19 protein-coding genes are annotated in these 19,883 nt (G+C 52.7%); 12 read left to right on the top strand and 7 right to left on the bottom strand.

The window, feature by feature from the left end; all coding sequences use genetic code 11:
- The first annotated feature begins 36 nt into the window (after positions 1-36).
- Both JFT81_RS16445 and JFT81_RS16440 read left to right on the top strand, forming a co-directional pair.
- Positions 37-756 carry a hypothetical protein gene (locus JFT81_RS16445; RefSeq protein WP_201228149.1) on the top strand — a complete coding sequence of 240 codons (720 nt, stop codon included), beginning with the start codon at positions 37-39 and terminating at the stop codon, positions 754-756.
- 130 nt (positions 757-886) lie between these two features.
- Positions 887-1,654, top strand: a complete 768-nt coding sequence (locus JFT81_RS16440; protein WP_201228148.1) for a hypothetical protein — start codon at positions 887-889, stop codon at positions 1,652-1,654.
- 185 nt (positions 1,655-1,839) lie between these two features.
- Here JFT81_RS16440 and JFT81_RS16435 read toward each other — a convergent pair whose 3' ends face one another.
- Positions 1,840-2,172 carry a hypothetical protein gene (locus JFT81_RS16435; protein ID WP_201228147.1) on the bottom strand — a complete coding sequence of 111 codons (333 nt, stop codon included), beginning with the start codon at positions 2,170-2,172 and terminating at the stop codon, positions 1,840-1,842.
- 377 nt (positions 2,173-2,549) lie between these two features.
- Here JFT81_RS16435 and JFT81_RS16430 point away from each other — a divergent pair, with 377 nt between their 5' ends.
- The 3 genes from JFT81_RS16430 to JFT81_RS16415 all read left to right on the top strand — a co-directional run bounded on the left by JFT81_RS16430 (position 2,550) and on the right by JFT81_RS16415 (position 7,870).
- Positions 2,550-4,403 carry a hypothetical protein gene (locus JFT81_RS16430; RefSeq protein WP_201228146.1) on the top strand — a complete coding sequence of 618 codons (1,854 nt, stop codon included), beginning with the start codon at positions 2,550-2,552 and terminating at the stop codon, positions 4,401-4,403.
- Positions 4,400-6,130 carry a chemotaxis protein gene (locus JFT81_RS16425; RefSeq protein WP_201228145.1) on the top strand — a complete coding sequence of 577 codons (1,731 nt, stop codon included), beginning with the start codon at positions 4,400-4,402 and terminating at the stop codon, positions 6,128-6,130. The genes JFT81_RS16430 and JFT81_RS16425 overlap by 4 nt, the downstream gene beginning before the upstream one ends.
- A gap of 855 nt (positions 6,131-6,985) precedes the next feature.
- Entirely contained in the window at positions 6,986-7,870 is an 885-nt protein-coding gene (locus JFT81_RS16415) for a hypothetical protein (protein WP_201228143.1), read from the top strand.
- 500 nt (positions 7,871-8,370) lie between these two features.
- On the opposite strand, the gene JFT81_RS16410 is transcribed toward JFT81_RS16415, so the two are convergent.
- Positions 8,371-9,123: a TraX family protein gene (locus tag JFT81_RS16410; RefSeq protein WP_201228142.1), complete on the bottom strand. Its 753-nt coding sequence runs from the start codon at positions 9,121-9,123 to the stop codon at positions 8,371-8,373.
- A gap of 313 nt (positions 9,124-9,436) precedes the next feature.
- Here JFT81_RS16410 and JFT81_RS16405 point away from each other — a divergent pair, with 313 nt between their 5' ends.
- From JFT81_RS16405 to JFT81_RS16385, 5 genes are all read left to right on the top strand, one after another.
- Positions 9,437-10,123, top strand: coding sequence for an OmpA family protein (locus tag JFT81_RS16405; protein ID WP_201228141.1), 687 nt, complete (start codon positions 9,437-9,439; stop codon positions 10,121-10,123).
- Positions 10,124-10,217: 94 nt separating this feature from the next.
- Complete coding sequence (locus JFT81_RS16400; protein WP_201228140.1) at positions 10,218-10,646, top strand: hypothetical protein; 429 nt, start codon at positions 10,218-10,220, stop codon at positions 10,644-10,646.
- Positions 10,647-11,020: 374 nt separating this feature from the next.
- Positions 11,021-11,203, top strand: a complete 183-nt coding sequence (locus JFT81_RS16395; protein ID WP_201228139.1) for a hypothetical protein — start codon at positions 11,021-11,023, stop codon at positions 11,201-11,203.
- Positions 11,196-11,729, top strand: coding sequence for a hypothetical protein (locus tag JFT81_RS16390; RefSeq protein ID WP_201228138.1), 534 nt, complete (start codon positions 11,196-11,198; stop codon positions 11,727-11,729). Before JFT81_RS16395 ends, JFT81_RS16390 begins: the two co-directional genes overlap by 8 nt.
- Positions 11,726-13,909: a hypothetical protein gene (locus JFT81_RS16385; protein ID WP_201228137.1), complete on the top strand. Its 2,184-nt coding sequence runs from the start codon at positions 11,726-11,728 to the stop codon at positions 13,907-13,909. Before JFT81_RS16390 ends, JFT81_RS16385 begins: the two co-directional genes overlap by 4 nt.
- 87 nt (positions 13,910-13,996) lie before the next feature.
- Here JFT81_RS16385 and JFT81_RS16380 read toward each other — a convergent pair whose 3' ends face one another.
- The 3 genes from JFT81_RS16380 to JFT81_RS16370 all read right to left on the bottom strand — a co-directional run bounded on the left by JFT81_RS16380 (position 13,997) and on the right by JFT81_RS16370 (position 15,220).
- Positions 13,997-14,644 carry an N-acetyltransferase gene (locus JFT81_RS16380; RefSeq protein WP_201228136.1) on the bottom strand — a complete coding sequence of 216 codons (648 nt, stop codon included), beginning with the start codon at positions 14,642-14,644 and terminating at the stop codon, positions 13,997-13,999.
- Positions 14,637-14,792 carry a hypothetical protein gene (locus JFT81_RS16375; protein ID WP_201228135.1) on the bottom strand — a complete coding sequence of 52 codons (156 nt, stop codon included), beginning with the start codon at positions 14,790-14,792 and terminating at the stop codon, positions 14,637-14,639. Before JFT81_RS16375 ends, JFT81_RS16380 begins: the two co-directional genes overlap by 8 nt.
- A 65-nt stretch (positions 14,793-14,857) precedes the next feature.
- On the bottom strand, positions 14,858-15,220 hold the full coding sequence (locus JFT81_RS16370) for a hypothetical protein (protein WP_201228134.1): 363 nt from the start codon (positions 15,218-15,220) through the stop codon (positions 14,858-14,860).
- 96 nt (positions 15,221-15,316) lie between these two features.
- Between JFT81_RS16370 and JFT81_RS16365 the strand changes: the two genes are divergently transcribed.
- Together JFT81_RS16365 and JFT81_RS16360 are read left to right on the top strand one after the other, a co-directional pair.
- On the top strand, positions 15,317-15,826 hold the full coding sequence (locus JFT81_RS16365) for a hypothetical protein (RefSeq protein ID WP_201228133.1): 510 nt from the start codon (positions 15,317-15,319) through the stop codon (positions 15,824-15,826).
- 99 nt (positions 15,827-15,925) lie between these two features.
- Entirely contained in the window at positions 15,926-16,348 is a 423-nt protein-coding gene (locus JFT81_RS16360; RefSeq protein WP_201228132.1) for a hypothetical protein, read from the top strand.
- A gap of 111 nt (positions 16,349-16,459) precedes the next feature.
- On the opposite strand, the gene JFT81_RS16355 is transcribed toward JFT81_RS16360, so the two are convergent.
- A complete protein-coding gene (locus tag JFT81_RS16355; protein ID WP_201228131.1) occupies positions 16,460-17,296 on the bottom strand; it encodes a hypothetical protein in 837 nt (278 codons plus the stop codon).
- Positions 17,293-19,824 carry a TraM recognition domain-containing protein gene (locus JFT81_RS16350; RefSeq protein ID WP_201228130.1) on the bottom strand — a complete coding sequence of 844 codons (2,532 nt, stop codon included), beginning with the start codon at positions 19,822-19,824 and terminating at the stop codon, positions 17,293-17,295. The genes JFT81_RS16355 and JFT81_RS16350 overlap by 4 nt, the downstream gene beginning before the upstream one ends.
- Positions 19,825-19,883 lie beyond the last annotated feature (59 nt).

The following is a 19,883-nucleotide window of genomic DNA, read 5'->3' as shown; positions in this document are numbered from 1 at the left end:
GAGGAAATGTGTTCAGCAAGAAGCTAGGAGTAATTCATGGATAGCAAGCGGGCGATTGAACTGGGTGCAAAGGTCATAGAAATACAGACGTTAATGATCGCGTATGCCACCGATGGCCGAACCTCTGCTCAGCCTGCCGAATACCGGGAACTCTATGCGGAGGTGACAATTGATCTAGAGGACGCGAAATATGCGAATCCTAACCCGCATAAATCGCTCGAAGTCTTCATGGCATTTTGCAAGCTTCAGGAAATGAGCACCTATGCTAACCGACGCGTTTACGTGCAGGAGCTCTACGCCGACATTTTGCTCGACCTCAAGCGGGTACAACGACACGCTCCGTCATCCAGGAATTGGAGTAAGGCAAATGAAGCGTTGGCTGATGAATTGACGCCAATCCGTGCGCAATGGCTAAAAGCGAAGAATTTCATTTATTCAGCAACGCCTGACTTCGAAAACTCCATAAAGGAGTCAATCAGCTCTGTTGAATCAAGCCTCATGGTGCTGCTGAACGAGCCAAACGGAACGCTCGGCAAGATCATTAAGCAAGCCAATCTCGACGCAGATATTGGACGCTTGATCACCCAAGCCTATGGCTATGCGAGTAATAAAGATTTCGTTAGGCACGGCGGCACCGTCGAGTCAGCTCTTTCGAAGGCAGAAGCAGAGTTTTTTCTAGAGTTCGCTGCAACATCTATCGTCTATATTACCAATTGTTTGAAAAACAAAACTCCTGGGTCGCATTCAAAGTCGTAGGCACATCTAAATGGCCGAACGATGGTCAATTCTACTGCGTAAGCGCCGCCGTTACATCGTCGAAGCGCGGTCCGATTTACCCCTCAATTGAATGATATCATTGCGCCCCAGTCCAGCGAGGTCAGATCTAATGTTCAAAGCTTTTTTCCTCATAACGTTTCTTATCAGCACTATCGCGGGAATTACCTATCTGCTACGCGAAAAAAATGGCGGCGATATTCGGGTGGTGTGGTACTTGTCTTCATTGACCGTGATGATCACGTTTGGTGTGGCCTGGATAGCGATTAGTGCAGGCGCTATTAAAAATGGTCAATTTATCGGTGAATATGGCGCTTGGCTTAATAGTTTCATCGGCTTCATGCTCGACATTGAAAAGGATTTCTTGATTGTGACAGGCGTTGCCAGTTTGATTATGGTTCCTCAGTTCGCGTGTTACATCCTCAGTGGACTATCAGGTAATGCGAAATCCCCAATGCTGATGAATGCAAGTTTGTCCTTTTTAGTCTGGGGCATCATCAAGTCGCTGGTCGTATGCGCTTCGATTCTCGTTTCCTTAGGGGCGTTGTGTCTTACTGGTTATCTACCGGAATCAGGTCATACCAGCTGGTTTTTCGTCGGTACAGGGTTGTACTCTCTGTTGCTGGCATTCAGCATTATCTTTTTTTATCGCGAAGGTGAGCAGCTAGCTCGCTACGTGGGGAAGCATGTGCCTTGTCTGAAAGCCATGCATATATGGTTTACCCGAAAAGAGAAAGCATCAGGCTCGGAAGAAGGGACCGTTGACGTTGATTTACTGGAGCTGTCTCAAATACTGTTGAGTGTGACGTCCGAAATCCACCGAGCAGCGGACAACTACAAGGCACGGAAGTCCCCAAGTACTGAAGGTTCGCGCACATAATGAGTAAAGGTTAGGAATCAACAGGTTGTCCGGTGAAAGTAATCGACGCGGCGAGCTCCAGAAACGTACCGCGTTTATCGTCAACAATGCGGATACCAAGGCATCCGAGCAGCGTGTGCTTTATTATAGGTTTAGGTAATGACGTCTCCCACATCTGAATTTCCGAGCTAAGTTAGAGTGCCCACTTACATCGACTTGACCGAGACCACTTCCACAAATCTGAATTTTTTTCTGGCCGTCTTAGTAGCTTCTTGTTCTGCAACTAGAGAGCTCAGCGTATCTGCCTCATGTATCATTTCGTGCGTCTCACCTTCAAATTCATTTCCCACACGGAGCGTGACTCTCAACCTAGGTGTGAAGCCTTTTGAGACTGTCTTTTTCTTCGCTGCCTTCACCGGTTGTATGATCACAACATCCGGGACTGTGTCCTGCACGTCTGAGTTAATTGCCGGCGCACAAGGCTCAGAATCACCGAATAGCGCCCGGCGCATCTCATCTTCCATCAATTCTGTATTCATACCATTTCTCAGAAGGGTGTTATCTATAACCTGAACGATTCTATCAGGATGGCCGGACTCTGTTGTAAAGCGTCGCTGGGGTGAGATCTCAAATAATAAAGCGTCAGCAGATTCCGGCGAACGTCAGCGTTTGTCCAATTGCCGCCCATCATGGGGGGCAGATGTCGGCCAAAAGCAGTCATCCGCCACCGCCAGCTATTAACCCAAGCCGTGTAAAAAACGTAGACTCCGCTTTGAAGTCCTCGTTTCACAGCGCTGGCATACATGGAGTGGTCGCGGCGCAGACGCTTTACCTCAGACGACGCAATGCCATTCCCAGCCTACCCTCGCTACCGATAGAATTTGCCAACAAATTGCGCCCCACTGAGGAGCCACGGATGATCCTTCCCACCCTCGCAGATGTCGTCGAGCTAGCTAAAAATGGAACGCTGCTAGAGGCCGTTTTCAGCGATCGTTGGCAATGTCGGTATCAGCACTTCGATGCGATTGCTCAACTACTTGCCGACGCCCACAACGAGGGGAGTTTCGATCTACTTGACACTCTCTCTGCCAGCGGCCTGGCCTCTTTTAGTGGCTTTCAGGGTTATCAAGGGCGAAGGATCTACAGCTTAGCCATAGAGCGCCTAGACACCTCTGCAACAGCTTTACTGCCATCACTCAGGATCCTCGCAGCCCAAGCGGACGGTGAACCTCACGAGGCTACTGAGACCTTTCGAAAGTGGTGCAGTGCCTCGCCGAACAGACCGAGGGAGCTAATTGCTCTCGTCGACTCTGGAGAGCTGGATGTCTGCGACTTCTACAGCTTGCACATTGCCATTCGCAACGGCCTAAAAGCGGATCTGCCCTACTTCACTGAACGGGCGTACGCGTTGATTGAGAATGGTACGGCTGTTGAGAAGGCTCAGGTTATCCAGGCTTTATCCTCCCCGCCATTTAACGATAACGCCCAATGGCGTCGAGCATTAGATGTGCTTGGGAAATCAGCTGTAACGGAGTCTGACGATGAGGTTCGTAGTGCACTGGTAAGAACACTATTGAGTTTCACAGAGTCGATTCCACAGCATTTCGCAATGGAGCTTGAAGATCTGACTGGCCAGGCCTCTCATCCGACCACATCAAAGGTTGCTCACCATCTTGCCTACGCACTCGCTTTCAGTTTCAAGGACATTGCACCTTCGTTAAGGGCAATGCTGCTGGCGCAGCTCGGAGCCATCCAGCTGGAAGTTCAAACTCAAAAGCTTGTCGACCTTGGCTTGGCAAACCTCGTAAAAGCAGGCGGCGCCGATGAAGCTCGCGCTTTCATCACTAACCTGCTTCTGCAACCGGGCTCCAATCTCCGGTTTGAGCTTTTCGATTCAACTATCCGAAACCTCATTGACGGCCCTGCCCAGGACTTCGAGACCTGGATTGTCGACTGGCTGAGGACAGCACCTAACTCGCTGTGCAGAGAAATGAATGAAGGCTTCTTCCGTAACAAGGAGGAGTACACGTTCCGGCTGGAATTCACCCTGTTCAATTTTACGGAAAGCGAATATGCGTTCATAGCTCGCAGAGCGACGGCGGTCTTCTTCATGAACCCTGCAATCGCTGCCAGCTTTCTGGTTAATTTAGGGCGATGCGCTCGGCGTGCGAGCATCGACTCTACGCTCGCACACGTTGATCAGCCCTCTTCTGAGCAAACTCAAGAGCCACCAAGCGAATCGCAAGGATCTGAAGATTGGGATACCGAAGTGAGCGATCTACTGTTCGACCCGCTGCTAATCAATTACACCAGTGCCCAAAAGCATCTTCAGCCCATTGCCGACGACACCAATGACAAAGCCGCTCCGATGGTAAAGCGCGCGCTCAACAGTCTTAAGCAGTACTGCGATGAAATTGAGAAGGTTGGGTTTATCGTCGAACTCCGGCCCTCTGAGCGCGAAAAACAGTTAGAGGGTCAGCGTCGTTCTGACGTCATGAATGATGCGATGCGGGCGAGTCGGAAAGACTCACCCTTTGCCGGCATTTTTGCCGAGAGCATTCTCCTTTATGGAAACGGGATGGTGACATGGATCGAGGACAGCCTGAGCTCCAACGATGGCGACGGGCAGGGCGATAGCCAACCTAGGCGCTTGGAGCATCCACTCGCAAGCATTAGCCACAGCGTTGAGTTGCCGCGCGAAGTGATTCTCGAACCCGTCGGTTTGCAGATGAAGTTGCTGAGTCTTCAAAACGTAGGTAAACCAGAATGAAGCTCGTATTCAGGGAATATCTCGCCTCTCTCCGAGAACGCCGCGAGCTTGACGTGGTGCTACCTGACTTACTCAGCGAGTTAGATTTTAACGTGATTTCGCGCCCCTCGGTTGGAACGCGTCAATACGGCGTGGACGTCGCTGCTGTGGGGAGTGAACTCGACCCGCAAACCGGTATCTCGGAGGAGAAGCTATTTTTGTTCTCCATCAAGCAGGGTGACCTAACTCGCAACGATTGGGACGGTACAACGCAGGCGCTAAGGGGCTCAATCAACGAAATCACGGATTTCTATATTCCCGTTCGGATTGCCGAGCAATACAAGCACATGAAAGTGGTTATCTGCCTGTGTTTCGGGGGGGAAATACATGAGGCTATCCAGGATATCGTAACCCAGTACATCAAAATAAAGACGAATGAACGCGTTTCCTTTCAGATCTGGAACGGGGATTTACTGGCCGGAAAGCTAACCCAGGGTGTGCTACAGCAGCAGTTGGTCGACGAGCGCCTGCGGAGTAGTTTTCAGAAATCGGTCGCGATGATCGACGAGCCGGATATTGCCTACCAGCATTTTTGCAACCTGGCGAAGGGGTTGTTGGGCGGTGAAGACCTGAAACCACAGTCACGGCTAACCAGCGTGAGGCAGGTCTACATTTGCTTGTGGGTACTGTTCGTCTGGGCACGTGCCGCGGGCAATCTGGAGGCCCCCTATCGGGCCAGCGAACGCGTCATCCTGTTAGCCTGGGAACACATCAAGGTGCACATTGATGCCAAGCAGCAGAAGAAAATTGCGGACGACATGGGTGGCACGTTCGCAGCGCTCATGGATCTTCACTTCCAAATCTGGGACGAGTTCTTAGGCAAAAAGGTTTTGCCCTACGTTCATGTGCGACATGGCATCTCTGCGGCGGTGAACACCTCGACATCAGTCGACATCAGTCTCAAACTGTTCGAGACATTGGGACGGATCGCCCAGCGCGGCCTCTGGTTGCTTTGGCAGATAAGCGGTGATGACACAGTCCCTCAGCGATGCCTGAAAACTGAGGCAGGCGACCCATCCAAATTCGACGAGGCCTCCAAGCTGGCCTCACAGATCAGTCATCTGATCAGCAATAATCCGAGCTTACTAAGCCCGATCGCAGATGAGCAGTCGATCGACATAGGCGTCGCGCTGACCTTCCTCTCCATGATGGAAAAATGGCAGCCGTTTGCAGTCGACTACTGTGACCACCTACTCGAAAACTACCGATTCACCTACTGGACACATGGGGGTTACCCAACAATCGATGCGAGCTATCGAAACCTGATCAGCCACCCCAGAGAATCCACTGAGACCTATCGTGAAGGTCAAACCAAAGGTAGTACTTTGATCCCGCTCCTGATGGCCTGGGCAACATCGCGAGGCGAAACAAAGAGAACCAGAGAATTCGCAGCCTTCGCTAAGGAGTCTCTCAAGCATTGCACCATGCAGGCCTGGTTGCCAGGGGGAAATAGTGAGGAGATGTTGTATAGAGGTATATCGGGGCATGGCCTAGCACTAACCGACATTCCCGTAACTGCGGACGGCGCGGCGGCGATCAAAATGCTCAACTCCGAGGTTTCGAGAGATGGGCATCTAATGACGCTGTCAGCTGTGAAACATGGGCACTGGCCAATTCTGGTTATGGCTTGTAGGCACTACCGGTTACCACTGCCGCCTCACCTGTGGTTGCCGCTCCTCACTCCCTAAACTCTTAGGCTACCTGCGGTCCACCGAGACCGACCGCTATGGGTCGACAACTGCCGTTCGTGGCGAGAGGCTATTGCCAGCAGCAGTCATGGATGTGTCTATCGCATTCGAGCGATTCACTCCCGTCCTGTCGTCAGTCGCGAAGTTTTTACTCAGCTTGCTCGGCTTTTTTTATGAGGTGTGGATCGCCCCCGATTTTGTAGATACATCGAATAGCGATTTGTCTGAAATTTTATCCTCTCGCGGCGGATCGCTTTGGGGGGCTACTGACGTGACAACCAAGCGTGATGCTCAAAATCGATTCAAATCCAAGTTTAAATAGATTGATTGGTTATATTTATAGTTATTTTAATTCTTTTCCGTCGCTTTGATTGTGGGCACTTCGCTGTGGCGCCGCATAAATATATTCAGATGCAATTACGATAGAAAAACGACCAAAAAAACAGCGAGTTAGGGCCTGTTTTCGGCGGATTGACGTGTCAGCTCGTGTCGCGAATGATCAGCGTCACAGGCTTCGACAACGAGACATATGCGATGCAAATTCAAACTACTGAGCAGGTTTGCGAGATCTTTAAAATTTCACGATCAACGCTTTATCGACTATCGAAAAACGATCCCGCCTTTCCACAGCCGTTGCATTTCGGTCGCGCAATTCGCTGGAATCTCGCAGACATTTGTGAGTTCTACGCGCAGCAGCGGCACGCCTCGCAAAAACGGGCATAAAAAAAGCCCGCACGAGGCGGGCCTTTCCTTAATTACGTTCGGCAGCTGATTTCTTGGCGGAAACCTGCGGAACGCAATCGGTAAGCTTAGTATGTACATGCTCTTGCAGCTCTGCAAGCGGCGACTTTGCGCGTGCGTTCACCACTGGTCGGGTGTGCGATGGCGAGGTTAGCCTCAGATCCACATTATGCGTTAAGCGCACCGGCCAGGAGTATTTCGTCTGCGCGTTTCGCAGCGCCACGGCGCCTATCTGAAAAGCAGAAGAGCAACCCGCTTATTAAGAAAGCCTGGGAAAGGTTATCTTGCATCGTAGAGAACCGCGGAAAGTATCTGCGTCGGCTCGACTCTATCCACGGTGACCGGCGCAGTCGTATAGAAAAGTACATCGCCTTGGGCAACATTGCAGAAGCCGTTCTCCTTCGCCTTGATTTGGCGACCAGCGTGCTTGGGTGGATCGACGAGGCCGGTCGTTTCAACCTAAATGCGCAATGCCGTATTGCTGAACAGTCTGGTATCTCTACCGGGGCCTTGAGTCGGCTCTTGAGCGGCATGGAGGCAGTGGGATACGTCTATAAACGAGCCCAAAAAAATCGGTTAGATGAAAAGAACGAGAATGGACTGCATCTTGTACGCACTAAAGTTTTAATCAGATTTACAAAGTTATTTTGGAGGGATCTGGGCCTCGCTTACCTCTTCGAGAGGGCACAAAAAAGAGCACTGAAAAACCGCAAGCTTCAACTACAGGCCATCTCGCAGCGCCGGTCTGCTGAAATCGAACGTCGGTCGCTGGAGCAGCTCAAGCGTGAGCGATCCACAAGCAATTGGCGCAAGGCTGAAGGGCGTAAGCAAGCGGCTGAACTCAGTACCCAGACCCTACCTCCTCGCGATTATGAATACGCGAGAATACGTCATCAACTGATCGTCGCTCTTGCTATAGAGCAAAATATTTCGGCTTCTGCCGCTGCAGTCATTGCAGATGAAAGGCTGGCTAGCGAGCTATCTCGACGACGAACATAGCCCTTTACACATCCGCTCCGCGGAGGTTGTCCCGTGCCCAACTGCCTGATATTTTCATTCTTGACTATCCTCACTGTAATCCATTGCCCCGCATCTAATACATAAACCTATCTTTTTGCTTTTCGCTTATCGGTTATCCGAGGCCGTCTCCTTGGCGTTGAAATAAGTGAAATTTTATAGTTCTGTCTATTCCCCCTACGGGTAAAGAAAGAGACTTTCGATGTGTCGGGAGCCCCATCGACGCATATAGGCATCGCGCATTTCGTGCCTTCGGCACGGCGCGATAACAAATCTCGGGCTCTGCCCGGGCCCGGCCGGGCTTGCAGCCCGACACCCGCAGTTCCATATCAGGTGCAAGCACCTACGGCGCCAAGGCATCGTATGCGCGTTGAAAAAAGCCCCAGAAGGGAAGGGGGTGGGTTCGAGCATCGGGGTGTCGCCTGGAGGATGCGCAATGGCGGATGTAGGCTTAAGAAGCCTGCTCAGCGCCCTCCCGGGGCTTAAGCGCTTGCCAGGGCAGAGCTGGAGGCTATCGACATCGAGCTGAGCAGGAGCAGATGGATCGGATAAACCGGGTAGAGCCAGTTTCCTACTGGACGCAGCGGCCGGACTTGGATCTGCAGCAGGGTCAGCCCAAGTACCGGCGCCAGTGCGGCTGCGGCGATGACTGCACAATCAATCGCGGGCAGATTAGGCAACAGCAAAATCGAGCCGCCGACATTTGCGATAGCGGCGAGGAGAGCGCACAGGGACCAACTTGCGACTTTTATCTCCAGCTTGCCCGCCCGGAGCGCGGATATCAGCGCAGCAGGTAGCAGTACTCCAGCCAAGCCGTAGCTCAGCACCGGGCGGTAAGCGATAGCAGTCACCAAGACTAAGATCCCGCCGGCGAATAGCCTGGGGGTTCGATGATGTACCGCCTGAGCGATCACCAGTCCAAGAGCGAGGACGAACAGAATATTTAAATGCCCATTATTGAAATATCTTGAATAGGGCCACTGGCTCAGTATTGCGAACAACAGTATCCCGCAGAGGTACGTCCATCCACCGGGGTAACGGAGTGGCCGCCGGGCTACATTTGCGGCAATCGTCAGGCAGAATAATGGAAATGCAAATCGGCCGAAAACTCTCATCCAACTCATATTTTCCTGGATTTCATTTGGTAGCACAAACCAGGTGTGATCGATGATCATCGTAAATAGTGCGATCCACTTAATTAGATCGAGCGAGCTGTCTCTTTCGAAAGTTTTCATCGTTGGTCTGTAGTGGCTACTTTTTGTCGTTGATTATATATGGCTTTTGGTTTTGCGATATATATTTATCATGAGGAAGTTGGCGGTTTGTTACTTGTATGTGCGGTAGTGCTGGTAGATAATTATGGCTAAGAAGTAAGTAGCAATTAATGGCTGCGTACCAAACTACCCCCGAGCAGCGATAGGGGTAGGGAGGCAATAACTAAAATAGCCCGGTCGGGTGCTCGCTGTTATTCGTATATATCCGGTTGACTCTATCAACTGGCTCGGACGCACTTTCTCCATTCTACGACTAACAACTAGAGGCCTCGACATGCAAAAAGCTATTACCTCCGTGCTGGTTACCAGCATTCTCCTCTCTCTCACTGGCTGCGCTGGTACTGGGTTGCAGGATCAGGATGGTACTCGCAACCAGACCCTGACCTGGGGCTCCATCGGCACTATCGTAGGAGCCGCCGCAGGTGCGCTGATCAACAAGGAAAACCAGGGTAAAGGCGCTCTCATTGGCGCTGGTATCGGTGGATTGGCCGGTGCGGGTTACGGAGTGTACGCCGACCGTCAGGAGGCTGAACTCCGCAAAGTGACCGCTGGCACTGGCATCGACGTAAAGCGCCAAGGCGATGACATCAAGCTGGTGATGCCAGGTGCGATCACGTTCGCTAATGGCTCGACCGAATTGTCTCCTGCAGCCCAATTTAACCTGGATAAGTTATCTGGATCCTTCAAACAGTACGGTGAGAACAATATTGAGGTAACTGGCCATACCGATAGTGTCGGTAGCAACTCTAGCAACATCGAGTTGAGCCAGAGGCGCGCTATTAGCGTCGGTAAGCACCTGATGAGCCAGGGCATTGATAAGAATCGCATCCAGGTGTTCGGTGCCGGTCCGTCCCAGCCGGTCGCAAGCAACAACTCGGAGCAGGGAAGGGCGCAGAACCGTCGTGTGGAAATCAAGCTGAAGGCGCCGCTGCAGCCGGTGGCTATGGAGCGGACGCAGTAACGAATCTACGTCTGGCTCCTTTGCCAGGTCTCGATACCGCCCCGCTGTTACAGCAGGAAGAGATCCTGGCACATTAAATTGAGGGAATCTGGTTATGAAAAAGCTGAGTATCATCGTTGTCACCCTGGTTTTGGCTGCACTTGTCGGCTGTGGCGAACCCAAAATGAATAAGGTCATGCCGGCAACTGCGACGGCTGATGCTGTGTACAGCGAAAAGACCTCTCGATACTTGGATAAAGCTGTAGGGCGGCCGGAGGCTGAAAGTATTCAACTCACTTTCTGGAATGAGCCTGGCAATCGCGACACCGGATATATGTCACTGCTGATAAATGGCGTTCAGAAGGTGCGTCCGATAGACAATATCGGCGGTTACGGCCGCCAAACTGCTGGTACAGACGCTTTTAAATTTGTATATGAAAATGGCAAGTGGTCAGCGTATGTTTCTGAGAGTGATATAGAGACGCATTCCAACCATCCCGAAGAATTTTTTGCGGGTGTTGCGCAGATGCTTCGGCGTTATTGATTTCGCTTCTTGTTCAGAAGCCCCTTCATAGGGGCTTTTTTTGCCGGTATATAGGCTGGCTCTATGATGGTCTTTATTTATGCTCTGTAAATCAAGCTAGAACTCATTCAAATTATTATTACGTAATTGCAAAAGCATTTTTATGTTTGTGAACAATCAATTAGATGGCTTAGCTTTAGGGTCATAGAATAGTGTGTATGAACATAAAGAGGCTTTGGTTATGTCGTATGAGCAGCTAAAGAAGGTTCTCGCAATACTGCGAGAAATACAGGTTAAAGCATGTGAGTTGCCCGAATCATGCATGCATGACGGCTATATCATTTCAACCCTTGCTGGAACTGTAGAGGAAATTCTTTCGAAGGAGGGCGGGAACCATGTTTAAAGAGGCAAGCGTAAAGATTCCAAGAGCCATCGGCGTTTTTCTAATTATTTATTTCGGTTTGGTCGTTCCGGCTCGTGAAATGCCGCAGGCTTATAGAAGCGAAAGTACGATACAAATCAAGGATCCAGAAATTCCAATTCCTCCTGTTTATATGGGGAGTAGTAATCATGAGTAAAATTAAAACGGCATTTGGTTACCTGAGTGGTTACCGTCAGACTGTTAATGCTGGTCGTGAGCTTAAAAATGCCGCTACTCTTCCGATTTATTTCATCAAAAATATTTACCATTGGGTCAGCGAAATAAGGATACAGTCGAAAGCTGATCGCCATCTCGCAGAGCTTGATGATGAGCTTTTGTGGGATGACATTTGTTTGAAGAGCCAAGTTACGAATGAGTCACTGCGACGTGCTTATAAGTCGCTTATTTTTGTCAATTTTGTATTGGTTATTAGTGTGGCTGCTGTGCTTGCTTATTTTGCCGCAAGCTGGGGGCAGGGCAAGATGCTTCTTTTCGCTAATGGTGTTTTTCTGAATATGGTGCTGATGTTGCTTTTTCAGAATGCCTACCGCATTCATATGGCTTATACGCAAAGCGCACCACACCCGTTGCGATTTTTGCGAGAGATTTTTAAACGACCGTCGTTGTTGATAGGACGAGTGCTGCCTAATGATTACTGTGTGCGGGTGAGGGCTATCGAATGAATAGTTTCTCCGCACTTGTGCTGTCATGGCTTTTCGGTCGTTGGATATTTGATGCGGCAGAACTCCCTGGAATAGGTGCTCAGGACGTAACTCCGCTGACGATATTTGCATCCGCTTTCTCTACACTCGGCCTAGCCATGTTCGGCGCCCTCGCGGCCTGGGCTATGTTTCTCGGCATTTTCCGACTCAAAAACAACGGTAATTTTTTCGGTGCAAAAGATGGGAACGAGGCTTTTTTCTACCCCCTGCGGGTGATCTTCGCCTTGACTCTAATTGCACCGGTTATTCCTGTCTCTAGTGCCGGCGGGATTCAGATCTCTTTGACGCCAGGACACGCTCTTGTCGCCGGGGTCTCCAAATCTGCGGCCGAATTCGGCGACACGATGCAACACAATGCATTTGAACTGATGCATCGCCATAACCTGTTTAGTGATCCGAAATTCCGAGTTGAAGTCGACGCGAGGGTCGCTTTGGACATGCTTAACAGTTGGAAAATCTCAGCGGTCCAACTCGCTGGTCTGAAGATATTCCGAGATCCGAACGATCAACTAAATTCGCTATCAAGTCGTGACCTTGCGAATGAGGCTCTAAAAATAAAATGGAATCAGGTCTACGGCGGTAAGTATCCAGCAGCGGGCTCGACTGAAGCCGCTGCTGCAGGTGTGTATATCGCAAACGCGGGCCGATCTTTACAGATACCGTTAATTCCTCCGAGCGACGAATTGGCCCGTGCTGTGAGCATGGGTGTCCAACGATTGATCGAGCCCGACGCGGTTACTGGCACGGTCGAGCGGGAGATGGAAACCGAGGGGTGGTTTTGCCAATCCGGTTGGTTGTCGTCAATGACCTGCAGTGATGAGTATGAACAGGTCAAGAAAAACAATGCCGCCTCTATCGAGGTCGGTATAGCCTCGGCTCAGCGTGAGATCTGGATCGGTCTGGTCGAGCATGCCGTCCAGCAGGCGATTTTGGCTCGAGACGGGACTGTTGGGGCAGGGGACGCGAAGACGTTTTTTGAGGAAAGTATCACATGGGCTAGTCAGTCCGCAGACTGGTACAAAACCATGGTTGAGCAAACCATCAGCACCACGATTGCAACTGACCAGGCTGCTCGTAGTGAAGCGTATTTTGACGAAGTAAAGAATTGGGGTTGGATGCTCGGCGGCACTTTCGTGTTGCGCGCAGCGAGCGACTTCTCACGTGCTGCTAGCTACGCAGAGGGCGCGACCGCACAGATGATGCCAAAATCTACGCTTTCGGCAATGACTCCGGGCGACTCGCTCTCAAAACTGGTCGAAAGCGAAGCCCTGGCACAGATTCAACCCGGAAATGTTGGTGCTGAAAAGTCGCTGCTGGCTAGAGTTTTTTCGCTCGACATCCTCAAGTCCACGACCGGGCCCTCGAACCAGAATATCCACAACATTGCGTCTTGGGGACGCTCGCTCGTTGGCACTGGCATTGGATTTTTTGCGGGCGGGACGATCGCGAAATACATCCCCGGTCTTAACTCAATCACTGATGGGACGCTGCCAAAAGCAATCGGAGGTGTAATGATTGTCTCCGGCGGGTTGCTTGGATACGTGATGCCTCTATTGTTTGCTATCTATGGACTTATGGGGGCAATCAGCTGGCTCGTAGCCGTTGCTACGACCTTTTTCGGAGTGACGCTCTGGTCGGCTGGCATGGCCGCCCCGAAAGGGGAAGAGCACACCTCCCAGCTGTCGGCGAAAGGGTGGAACGCCTTCATCTTCATCTTCCTCTATCCTGCTTTGGCCGTGGGTGGTCTGGCAGCAGCGATCGTGATCAGCGCTGTTGGTCTTGCAATGGTCCAGGCTATGGCTATGGGGCTTTGGGGTATGTTTGATCCGGGGGTCGCCGATGTCGGGCGTCCGCTGGAAAGCCTCGGCGGCATCCTGATCGGCGGCTTGCTGATGGTCGTAGTGATCATCCTGCTGTCATGGAACGTAGTTGTCACCAGCGCCCAACTGATCACTTCATTCCCGCGTAGCGTGCTCAACATGATTAGTCTGTCTGAGCCTGGTTTAAATCCTTACGAGAACTCTATGCAGGGGGTTATGGGGGGGCTGTCTATGAGTACCCGGCAGATGCTGACTGGGTCTATCAGCAGGGCGATCACTCCATTCCGACCGCCACAGTCCCCACAGGGGGGCGGTGCCTAATACTGCACTTTACATGTCGGCGAATCTTCCGGTCTGGAAGCTCGCCGATCGTATATGCACGTGGTGCTGATGTTGGCATGCCCCAGCTCATAACGCTTGCCTCGCGTTGAATCCCGCCTCGATCTCGGGCCACTCCGGCGAGGCCATCATCTCGCGGATCTGCCGTTCGTGTGGAAGCTCGGGAATCAGATGCTGCCAGCGCTGTTGGGCTTGCTCCAGATCACCCGTATGGAGTTCAGGGTCGATCAGTGCGCCTGCTGCTGCCAACCGCTGGCGAGCCTTGTACCAAAATCCCTTTGAACTCCAGAACTCTTGAATAGGCACCAAGGGCACCTGATGCGTGCGCCAAAGTAACCACATCACGGATAGACCCACTCCCCCACGTTGATGCTGGTCCTCGATTTCAATCTTGTTGATATAGAGCCGGTCGCCCAGCGGGTTGATGCCGTAGTCGACATAACCGACACGCTGGCCATCGACCTCGATGCCGGCAAAGGTGTCGATGCCTGGAAAAACAAAATGGCCTCGGTAGGCTGCGGCGCGCTCAGTCACTATTTGCACCGTCGACGCACGCTCACTCAGATGTTTGGCCTGGCGACGCTGGAAAAAATCGCGGATCGGCTCGAACTCTTCCATCGGCTCCTGCTCCGTAGAACGCTGAAACTGGGCAGCGCTGAGGCGCTGTTCGCCGGCGACCTGCAGATCGCCGCTATGCTTATTCATCAGGTCAGTCATCGTTATCCTCAGTGGCGCACTGGCACACCTCATCGTCTACAAAGGTCACCCAATAGGCAGTGTCGTCACCGATACCAGAGAGGTCTTCTGTCCATTCCACTGGCTCGAAGGGCAAGCCGCAGTCCAGGCAAACATTGAGGTCGTACATAGGAAACTCCGTATGGGTTGATTCCCACACGGTGCTGTCACGACATGATCCCCAGCAAGCGCAAGCTATCCCCTAGGCATGCAGTTGTAGTACTTGTCACGCTCAACGATGTCGTAGCCGTTCTTTTCAATTGCCAAATACCATTTGTTGCCCTTGCCCATTGCCGGTTTCGAGTCCTTCACCTCAAACAACCCCTGTGAAATGTCATGCTCCAGGACAATGTAGTCGCGGGTATCGAGCTCGCAGGCCGGGTGGCGCTCCACCAGTTGTGAATCACCGGCTTCATTCGCCAGGTGAACCCAAACGGGTTCACTGCAGGTTTTGCAGCGCCAAGTACGGCGATCCAGATTTTCTCGATCCATGTCCTCCACTTCACAGGTCCGGCAGTCGTAGCGTTGATCAAATCCAGTGCTGATTCCTAAACGCATGAGGGGCGTCCTTAATTGGTGATAACGTATTTTATCGGTAATTTTCAAACCTGCTGGGAATTGAGGCGAGGGGGGTAGGTCGGTAGCATCCAAATCATGAAACCTCACCTGAATGATCTGCTCCTCAATCACATCATTAACTCCGTTCCCGTCCTGCAGATCGGGTGTGATCGTATGGCTTACTATCCAGGCTCTGCGTTCGTCGGCCTGGCCTGCAACGCCTACCTGCAATCCTGGAGAGCCAAGGCATCGAAAGAACCCAGTGGTTCACTTTGGTTCGCGATCCACCTTGATGCGATCGGAATTTACTGGGAAGTTGACTATGTTGCATGGGCGAAAGGTTGCGCTTTCGTCTCTACCCCTGAGCATCGATTCTATTGGGCGCACGGCAAACCCGGGCTGGCTGAGAGGGTGCTGCGCCCCTTGTATCTGGACTGGATGCTTCAAGGTGCTCTTGCGGCTGAGTACGGGTCTGATTATTTACCAGGGTTAGCCGGCGACCCAGTGCTCCTGGACGAGTACAGCGAGTACCAGGAGCAGATGGCCCAGCTACTGAGCAGATTCGCAATCGAGGAGATGCAAGGGGACAAAAAACTAGCCCCCTAGCGCAGTACGGGACGGGCCCGCCAAAAACGCGTTGACCTTCATGCAATTTATACTTATATTTCCTATATTGTTAATATAAATATCTATAAAAGGTGCATTATGGGGTCCCCTTTAAACCCGAACGATTCAGTCGATGGCGAAAGCGAACAGGTCCTGACTGTAACGAGCCAACATCTTTCACGGGCTGCTGTGGCGTCAACCCGGCGTGGTATTGATGATTTAACTCAAGGAATTCAGCACATAGAAAGAAGCTTATTGCAGCAGGGCTTCAGTTCGACAAATCAGCAAACTGCCGTAGAGGTCGCTGAGCAATTTCTTGAAGCACAGCGGCTTAAGGCTGAATTAGGTCGAGCGCTTGCTCGCACTGAGGCAATTTTGCCAAGTCATGGCAATGCCAAGTTGACTGAGGAAGAGAAGAACCAGATTCGAGGGCTTTATGCTTCTGGTTTGTACACCCAAGCCCAGCTGGCTCGCCAGTATGGGGTACAGCAGCCCACCATTTCAGAGATTGTTAGATCTTGAAATTTTCACAGTAGGTTATGCGGGCACGCCAACCCTTCAGGGCTCACGCCCGAGAGCGGGCAAAAGGAACCCGGCCGAGGCCGGGTTTTCTATGGGCACGAGCCGAGCAGGCTACCAATCCAGCACTTGAACCTTTCCGGATTCGCCGGTCGCCGCGGTGCGCGGCTTCAACACCGGCGCCTGTTTTTGCGCCGCAGGAGTATCCAGCGGCATGACCGGCTCCGGAGCGGCGTCGACGCTTGGTGCGTAGCGAGGAGCTTCAGGCGCCGGCGCTACGGAGGCTTCCACCTCCCGAGGCTTTGCCTTGGGGCCAATGGCAAAGCGTTCATACCCCATCCAGGCAGGCAACGGTTGGCCGCGGTCGATCAGGTTCACAGCCTGCTCGAAGTTCTTCAAGTATTCCTCGGCCCGTTTCAGCTTCGCTAGCTCAGACTGATAGTGCTGCTCAAGCTGGGGACTAGTCCCCGAGGCAACCCAGCTTTGGCGGTCGGTCTCTAGGAAACTTTCAAACATTGCCGGATCGATGGCCTGAAGAGGCTTGTACGGCGCTGGATAGTGGCGAAGCATTTCGGCAACATCAGAGTGCTTTTCCGCTGCGACGATAATTCCCCGGAGGTCGGTAAGCAGGTTATCCCGTTGAGTGCTGATCTGCGTTTGCATTGCAGTCATACGCCTCTTCAGACCGGCAACCTGCGCCGCGGCGATTCGCACTTCTTCCGTCTTGTGAGCTGCTGCAGCCTTTTCCGCTGCAGCAACGCGAGCGGCTTCCTCACGAATACTTTGGGTGAATTGGCCTGCGCCGGCAGCAACTACGATGCACATGATCGCAGCCCCCATTGCCTTCAGGACCAGCCCCGATTTAACACCTTGTGCGCTTGCCGTCGTTACGGATCCGACTTGAAGGAGTTCACCGTGTTGGGCCAGCAGATGAGTGGATTGGTTGTTCATGCTGCTTTCTCCTCCGTCGGAAACTTAAACATTGGGATCAGGCGGATCTGGGAACGGCGGATGGTCCCGCAGCGATTGATCGCTGCCAGAGCGGTGAATTTATTCATGGTGAGAGAGTGGATCTCGTCGACGGCGACGAGAGGGATTTCGCCGATCTTGACGCTGCCTGCAGGGCGCTCGCGACGAATTACTGCTGGGAGTTGCTGCCAAGCCTGCTCGGCACCGAATTTCTTTGCAAGTTCGGACATGGTTTGAATGGCCTGGCCAACGTGACCATAGGACCTGCTGAGTTTCAGCATTTCGTCCGAGGTTTGCGCGCGGGCGGCTAAGGTGCCAGCTGAATAGCCACCAGCGTTTACGCCGTACGAGTTCGCCGTAGCAACCGGATCAGTGGTGTTAGCGGCGACTTCAGAGAATACAACCCGGGGCGAGGCGCCAATTCGTTTCGACACATAAGCGAGAGTCATGTCAGAGCCGATCTGCGCGCTCACAATCGAACGGAACTGGTCGAGAAGCATGATGGTGGCCTGTTCATCTTTCAGCGCGACCTGGAGCCCATCTAGGCCCTGAGTCGAGTAGACCGCACAGAGACCGAGGCTGCGAGCCTTGGGTAAAATCGCCAATTCTTCATGTGACACCAGGTCCTGAGCCTCATCGACAACCAGCAAGACAGCTGTCTGGCCATCAGCTTTCCAGCCATCGCCGCGGCGTTTGATCGCCGAGTAAAAGCGGCGCTTGGCCAGGGCAGAGATGGCAACGCCAGTTTGAGTATCTGGCAGAGCCAGCCCCAACATCGCGCCGTACAGGCAGTCCTCGATCTCGATGCCTTCCTCTGTATCAGCCCACGCACCCAGATCTTGGTCGTTGATCAGAGTACCGAGCCAGGTTTCAAGGTTGAGTTCGATGCTCGATCGAGTCTCATCGGCTTTTTCAATGTGGCGCACCATGAAACCATTGTAGGCACGTCGCACATGCCCCGGCATAAGGTGGCCACAGGCACTGCCTTCTTCAATAATTACTTTTGCACGCTCACGGCCGCCAGGCTCGAACGCGAGTCTGTAGATCGAACCCAGCGTCCAGGGCCACTCTGTCGGCTCCAGAGCATTCAGCAGGGCCAGAACTTTTGCGGCGCTGCGCAGCAACTCTCTTGCGAACTGCTCCCATTCGTTGCCGGACACGTCGCCAGCATTGCCTTTGTCCGACGAAAACAACTTGAACAGTGTGTCGGCAACTTCATCTGGGCGCAGATTCTGGATAGCGTTGAACGAGGCATTGCCTGGGCTGATTACTTGGAAGCCCGGGAGATCCATCAACTCAGTCGGCAGTTGACCTTTGCCATCGAGTACAAGCAGACCTCCAGCTTTCGCTGCTTGCCATTGCCAGACAACGGGGCGAATGCAAGCCGCCGTTTTACCTGTACCTGTGAGGCCCACAATTAACAGGTGAGTGGATAGGTCTGCGACAGTCATTCCGAACGGCACGCCGGCTTTTGCCGGGCTGAATGGATCACGGCGTTCGGCAAACAAATCGGTTGAGGTTCCTAGCTGGATGAACGGCGATTGTTCCGAAATGGCTCGTTCAATCTGTTCGTCAAGAGCGCGATCAAAGTCCGAAAATTTAGACTTTCCTTCCTGCTCGATGAGCTTCGGGTATGCGCTGACGGCTAGCGCTTCACGAGCTGCAGCAGCGCGAGTTTTTGCAATTGAGCTCAAATCGAAAATCGAAAGAAGCGACCAGACAGCAGCGGCACCCGCAACAATGGGGGCGAAGAACCAGCTAATTGAGTCGGTGGCCACGAACGCGCCGGCCATAGAGAACGCAATCCCCGCAACAGCCATCGGGACCGACTCATCGACCGCCGCTTTGCGCAGATATGAAACCGACAGATCGTCAGGAACAATCTGGCCGTCGACCGGGTTGCCGTCACGATCATAAGTCCAAGCCCGGTACGAGCCCACCAGGTCAGAAGGCGTTTGGGGTGGTGTCACACGCAGCAGTACTCGAGCGCCGAATTCTTTAACGTCCTCGATCTCCTCCTCGGTGAGCAACGGGCCGGCAGGAAGAATGAGATGCCAGCTATCAGCCGTTAGCCCACGAGCGCAACCGAAGAGGTAGATGCCAGCGATGACCATGCAGGCACCGGCAGCTGTCGAACCCCACTGCCAGGCGAGGCTGGAACCGTTGCGACCGAGTAGGTAGGCTGTGGCGCACACCACCAGGAACGACACTATGCTGATTACGAAGTTGCGAGCGCGCATGCGCTTCTGCAAACGAGCGCCGGAGTGATACGCCGCACGGCCGTAATACGCTCGACGCGTGATCGCCGCACGATCGGCGGGGATGGGGTCGATCACATCATCATGAATGATTTGCTCAACCGGCCAGCCGAAAGTATCGGTGCTGAGTTGTGGTGCCAGTGCCGTACGGAGCGCCGTGGTGCGCCACTCGCGCCAGGCGCGCTTGGCTGCCTCAGGATCTGTGAACCAGAGAAGCAGATTTTCCATGTAATTACGGAATTGCGTTACCATACAATTTCTTCCTTTCGTGGGTTTTTCCTGCCGCGAAACCGGCTCACCTGAGTTGCCGC

Source organism: Pseudomonas sp. TH43 (genome assembly GCF_016650635.1).
In the GTDB taxonomy this organism is placed as follows: domain Bacteria; phylum Pseudomonadota; class Gammaproteobacteria; order Pseudomonadales; family Pseudomonadaceae; genus Aquipseudomonas.
Note: the sequence above shows the minus strand (reverse complement) of the source record. Positions and strands in the feature narration are given on the sequence as shown.

Coding starts and splice junctions, on each gene's coding strand:
- JFT81_RS16435 (WP_201228147.1), bottom strand. CDS start 2,172: ATGAATACAGAATTGATGGAAGATGAGATGCGCCGGGCGCTATTCGGT.
- JFT81_RS16350 (WP_201228130.1), bottom strand. CDS start 19,824: ATGGTAACGCAATTCCGTAATTACATGGAAAATCTGCTTCTCTGGTTC.
- JFT81_RS16400 (WP_201228140.1), top strand. CDS start 10,218: ATGAAAAAGCTGAGTATCATCGTTGTCACCCTGGTTTTGGCTGCACTT.
- JFT81_RS16445 (WP_201228149.1), top strand. CDS start 37: ATGGATAGCAAGCGGGCGATTGAACTGGGTGCAAAGGTCATAGAAATA.
- JFT81_RS16440 (WP_201228148.1), top strand. CDS start 887: ATGTTCAAAGCTTTTTTCCTCATAACGTTTCTTATCAGCACTATCGCG.
- JFT81_RS16385 (WP_201228137.1), top strand. CDS start 11,726: ATGAATAGTTTCTCCGCACTTGTGCTGTCATGGCTTTTCGGTCGTTGG.
- JFT81_RS16375 (WP_201228135.1), bottom strand. CDS start 14,792: ATGTACGACCTCAATGTTTGCCTGGACTGCGGCTTGCCCTTCGAGCCA.
- JFT81_RS16405 (WP_201228141.1), top strand. CDS start 9,437: ATGCAAAAAGCTATTACCTCCGTGCTGGTTACCAGCATTCTCCTCTCT.
- JFT81_RS16370 (WP_201228134.1), bottom strand. CDS start 15,220: ATGCGTTTAGGAATCAGCACTGGATTTGATCAACGCTACGACTGCCGG.
- JFT81_RS16355 (WP_201228131.1), bottom strand. CDS start 17,296: ATGAACAACCAATCCACTCATCTGCTGGCCCAACACGGTGAACTCCTT.
- JFT81_RS16410 (WP_201228142.1), bottom strand. CDS start 9,123: ATGAAAACTTTCGAAAGAGACAGCTCGCTCGATCTAATTAAGTGGATC.
- JFT81_RS16390 (WP_201228138.1), top strand. CDS start 11,196: ATGAGTAAAATTAAAACGGCATTTGGTTACCTGAGTGGTTACCGTCAG.
- JFT81_RS16365 (WP_201228133.1), top strand. CDS start 15,317: ATGAAACCTCACCTGAATGATCTGCTCCTCAATCACATCATTAACTCC.
- JFT81_RS16395 (WP_201228139.1), top strand. CDS start 11,021: ATGTTTAAAGAGGCAAGCGTAAAGATTCCAAGAGCCATCGGCGTTTTT.
- JFT81_RS16430 (WP_201228146.1), top strand. CDS start 2,550: ATGATCCTTCCCACCCTCGCAGATGTCGTCGAGCTAGCTAAAAATGGA.
- JFT81_RS16380 (WP_201228136.1), bottom strand. CDS start 14,644: ATGACTGACCTGATGAATAAGCATAGCGGCGATCTGCAGGTCGCCGGC.
- JFT81_RS16360 (WP_201228132.1), top strand. CDS start 15,926: ATGGGGTCCCCTTTAAACCCGAACGATTCAGTCGATGGCGAAAGCGAA.
- JFT81_RS16425 (WP_201228145.1), top strand. CDS start 4,400: ATGAAGCTCGTATTCAGGGAATATCTCGCCTCTCTCCGAGAACGCCGC.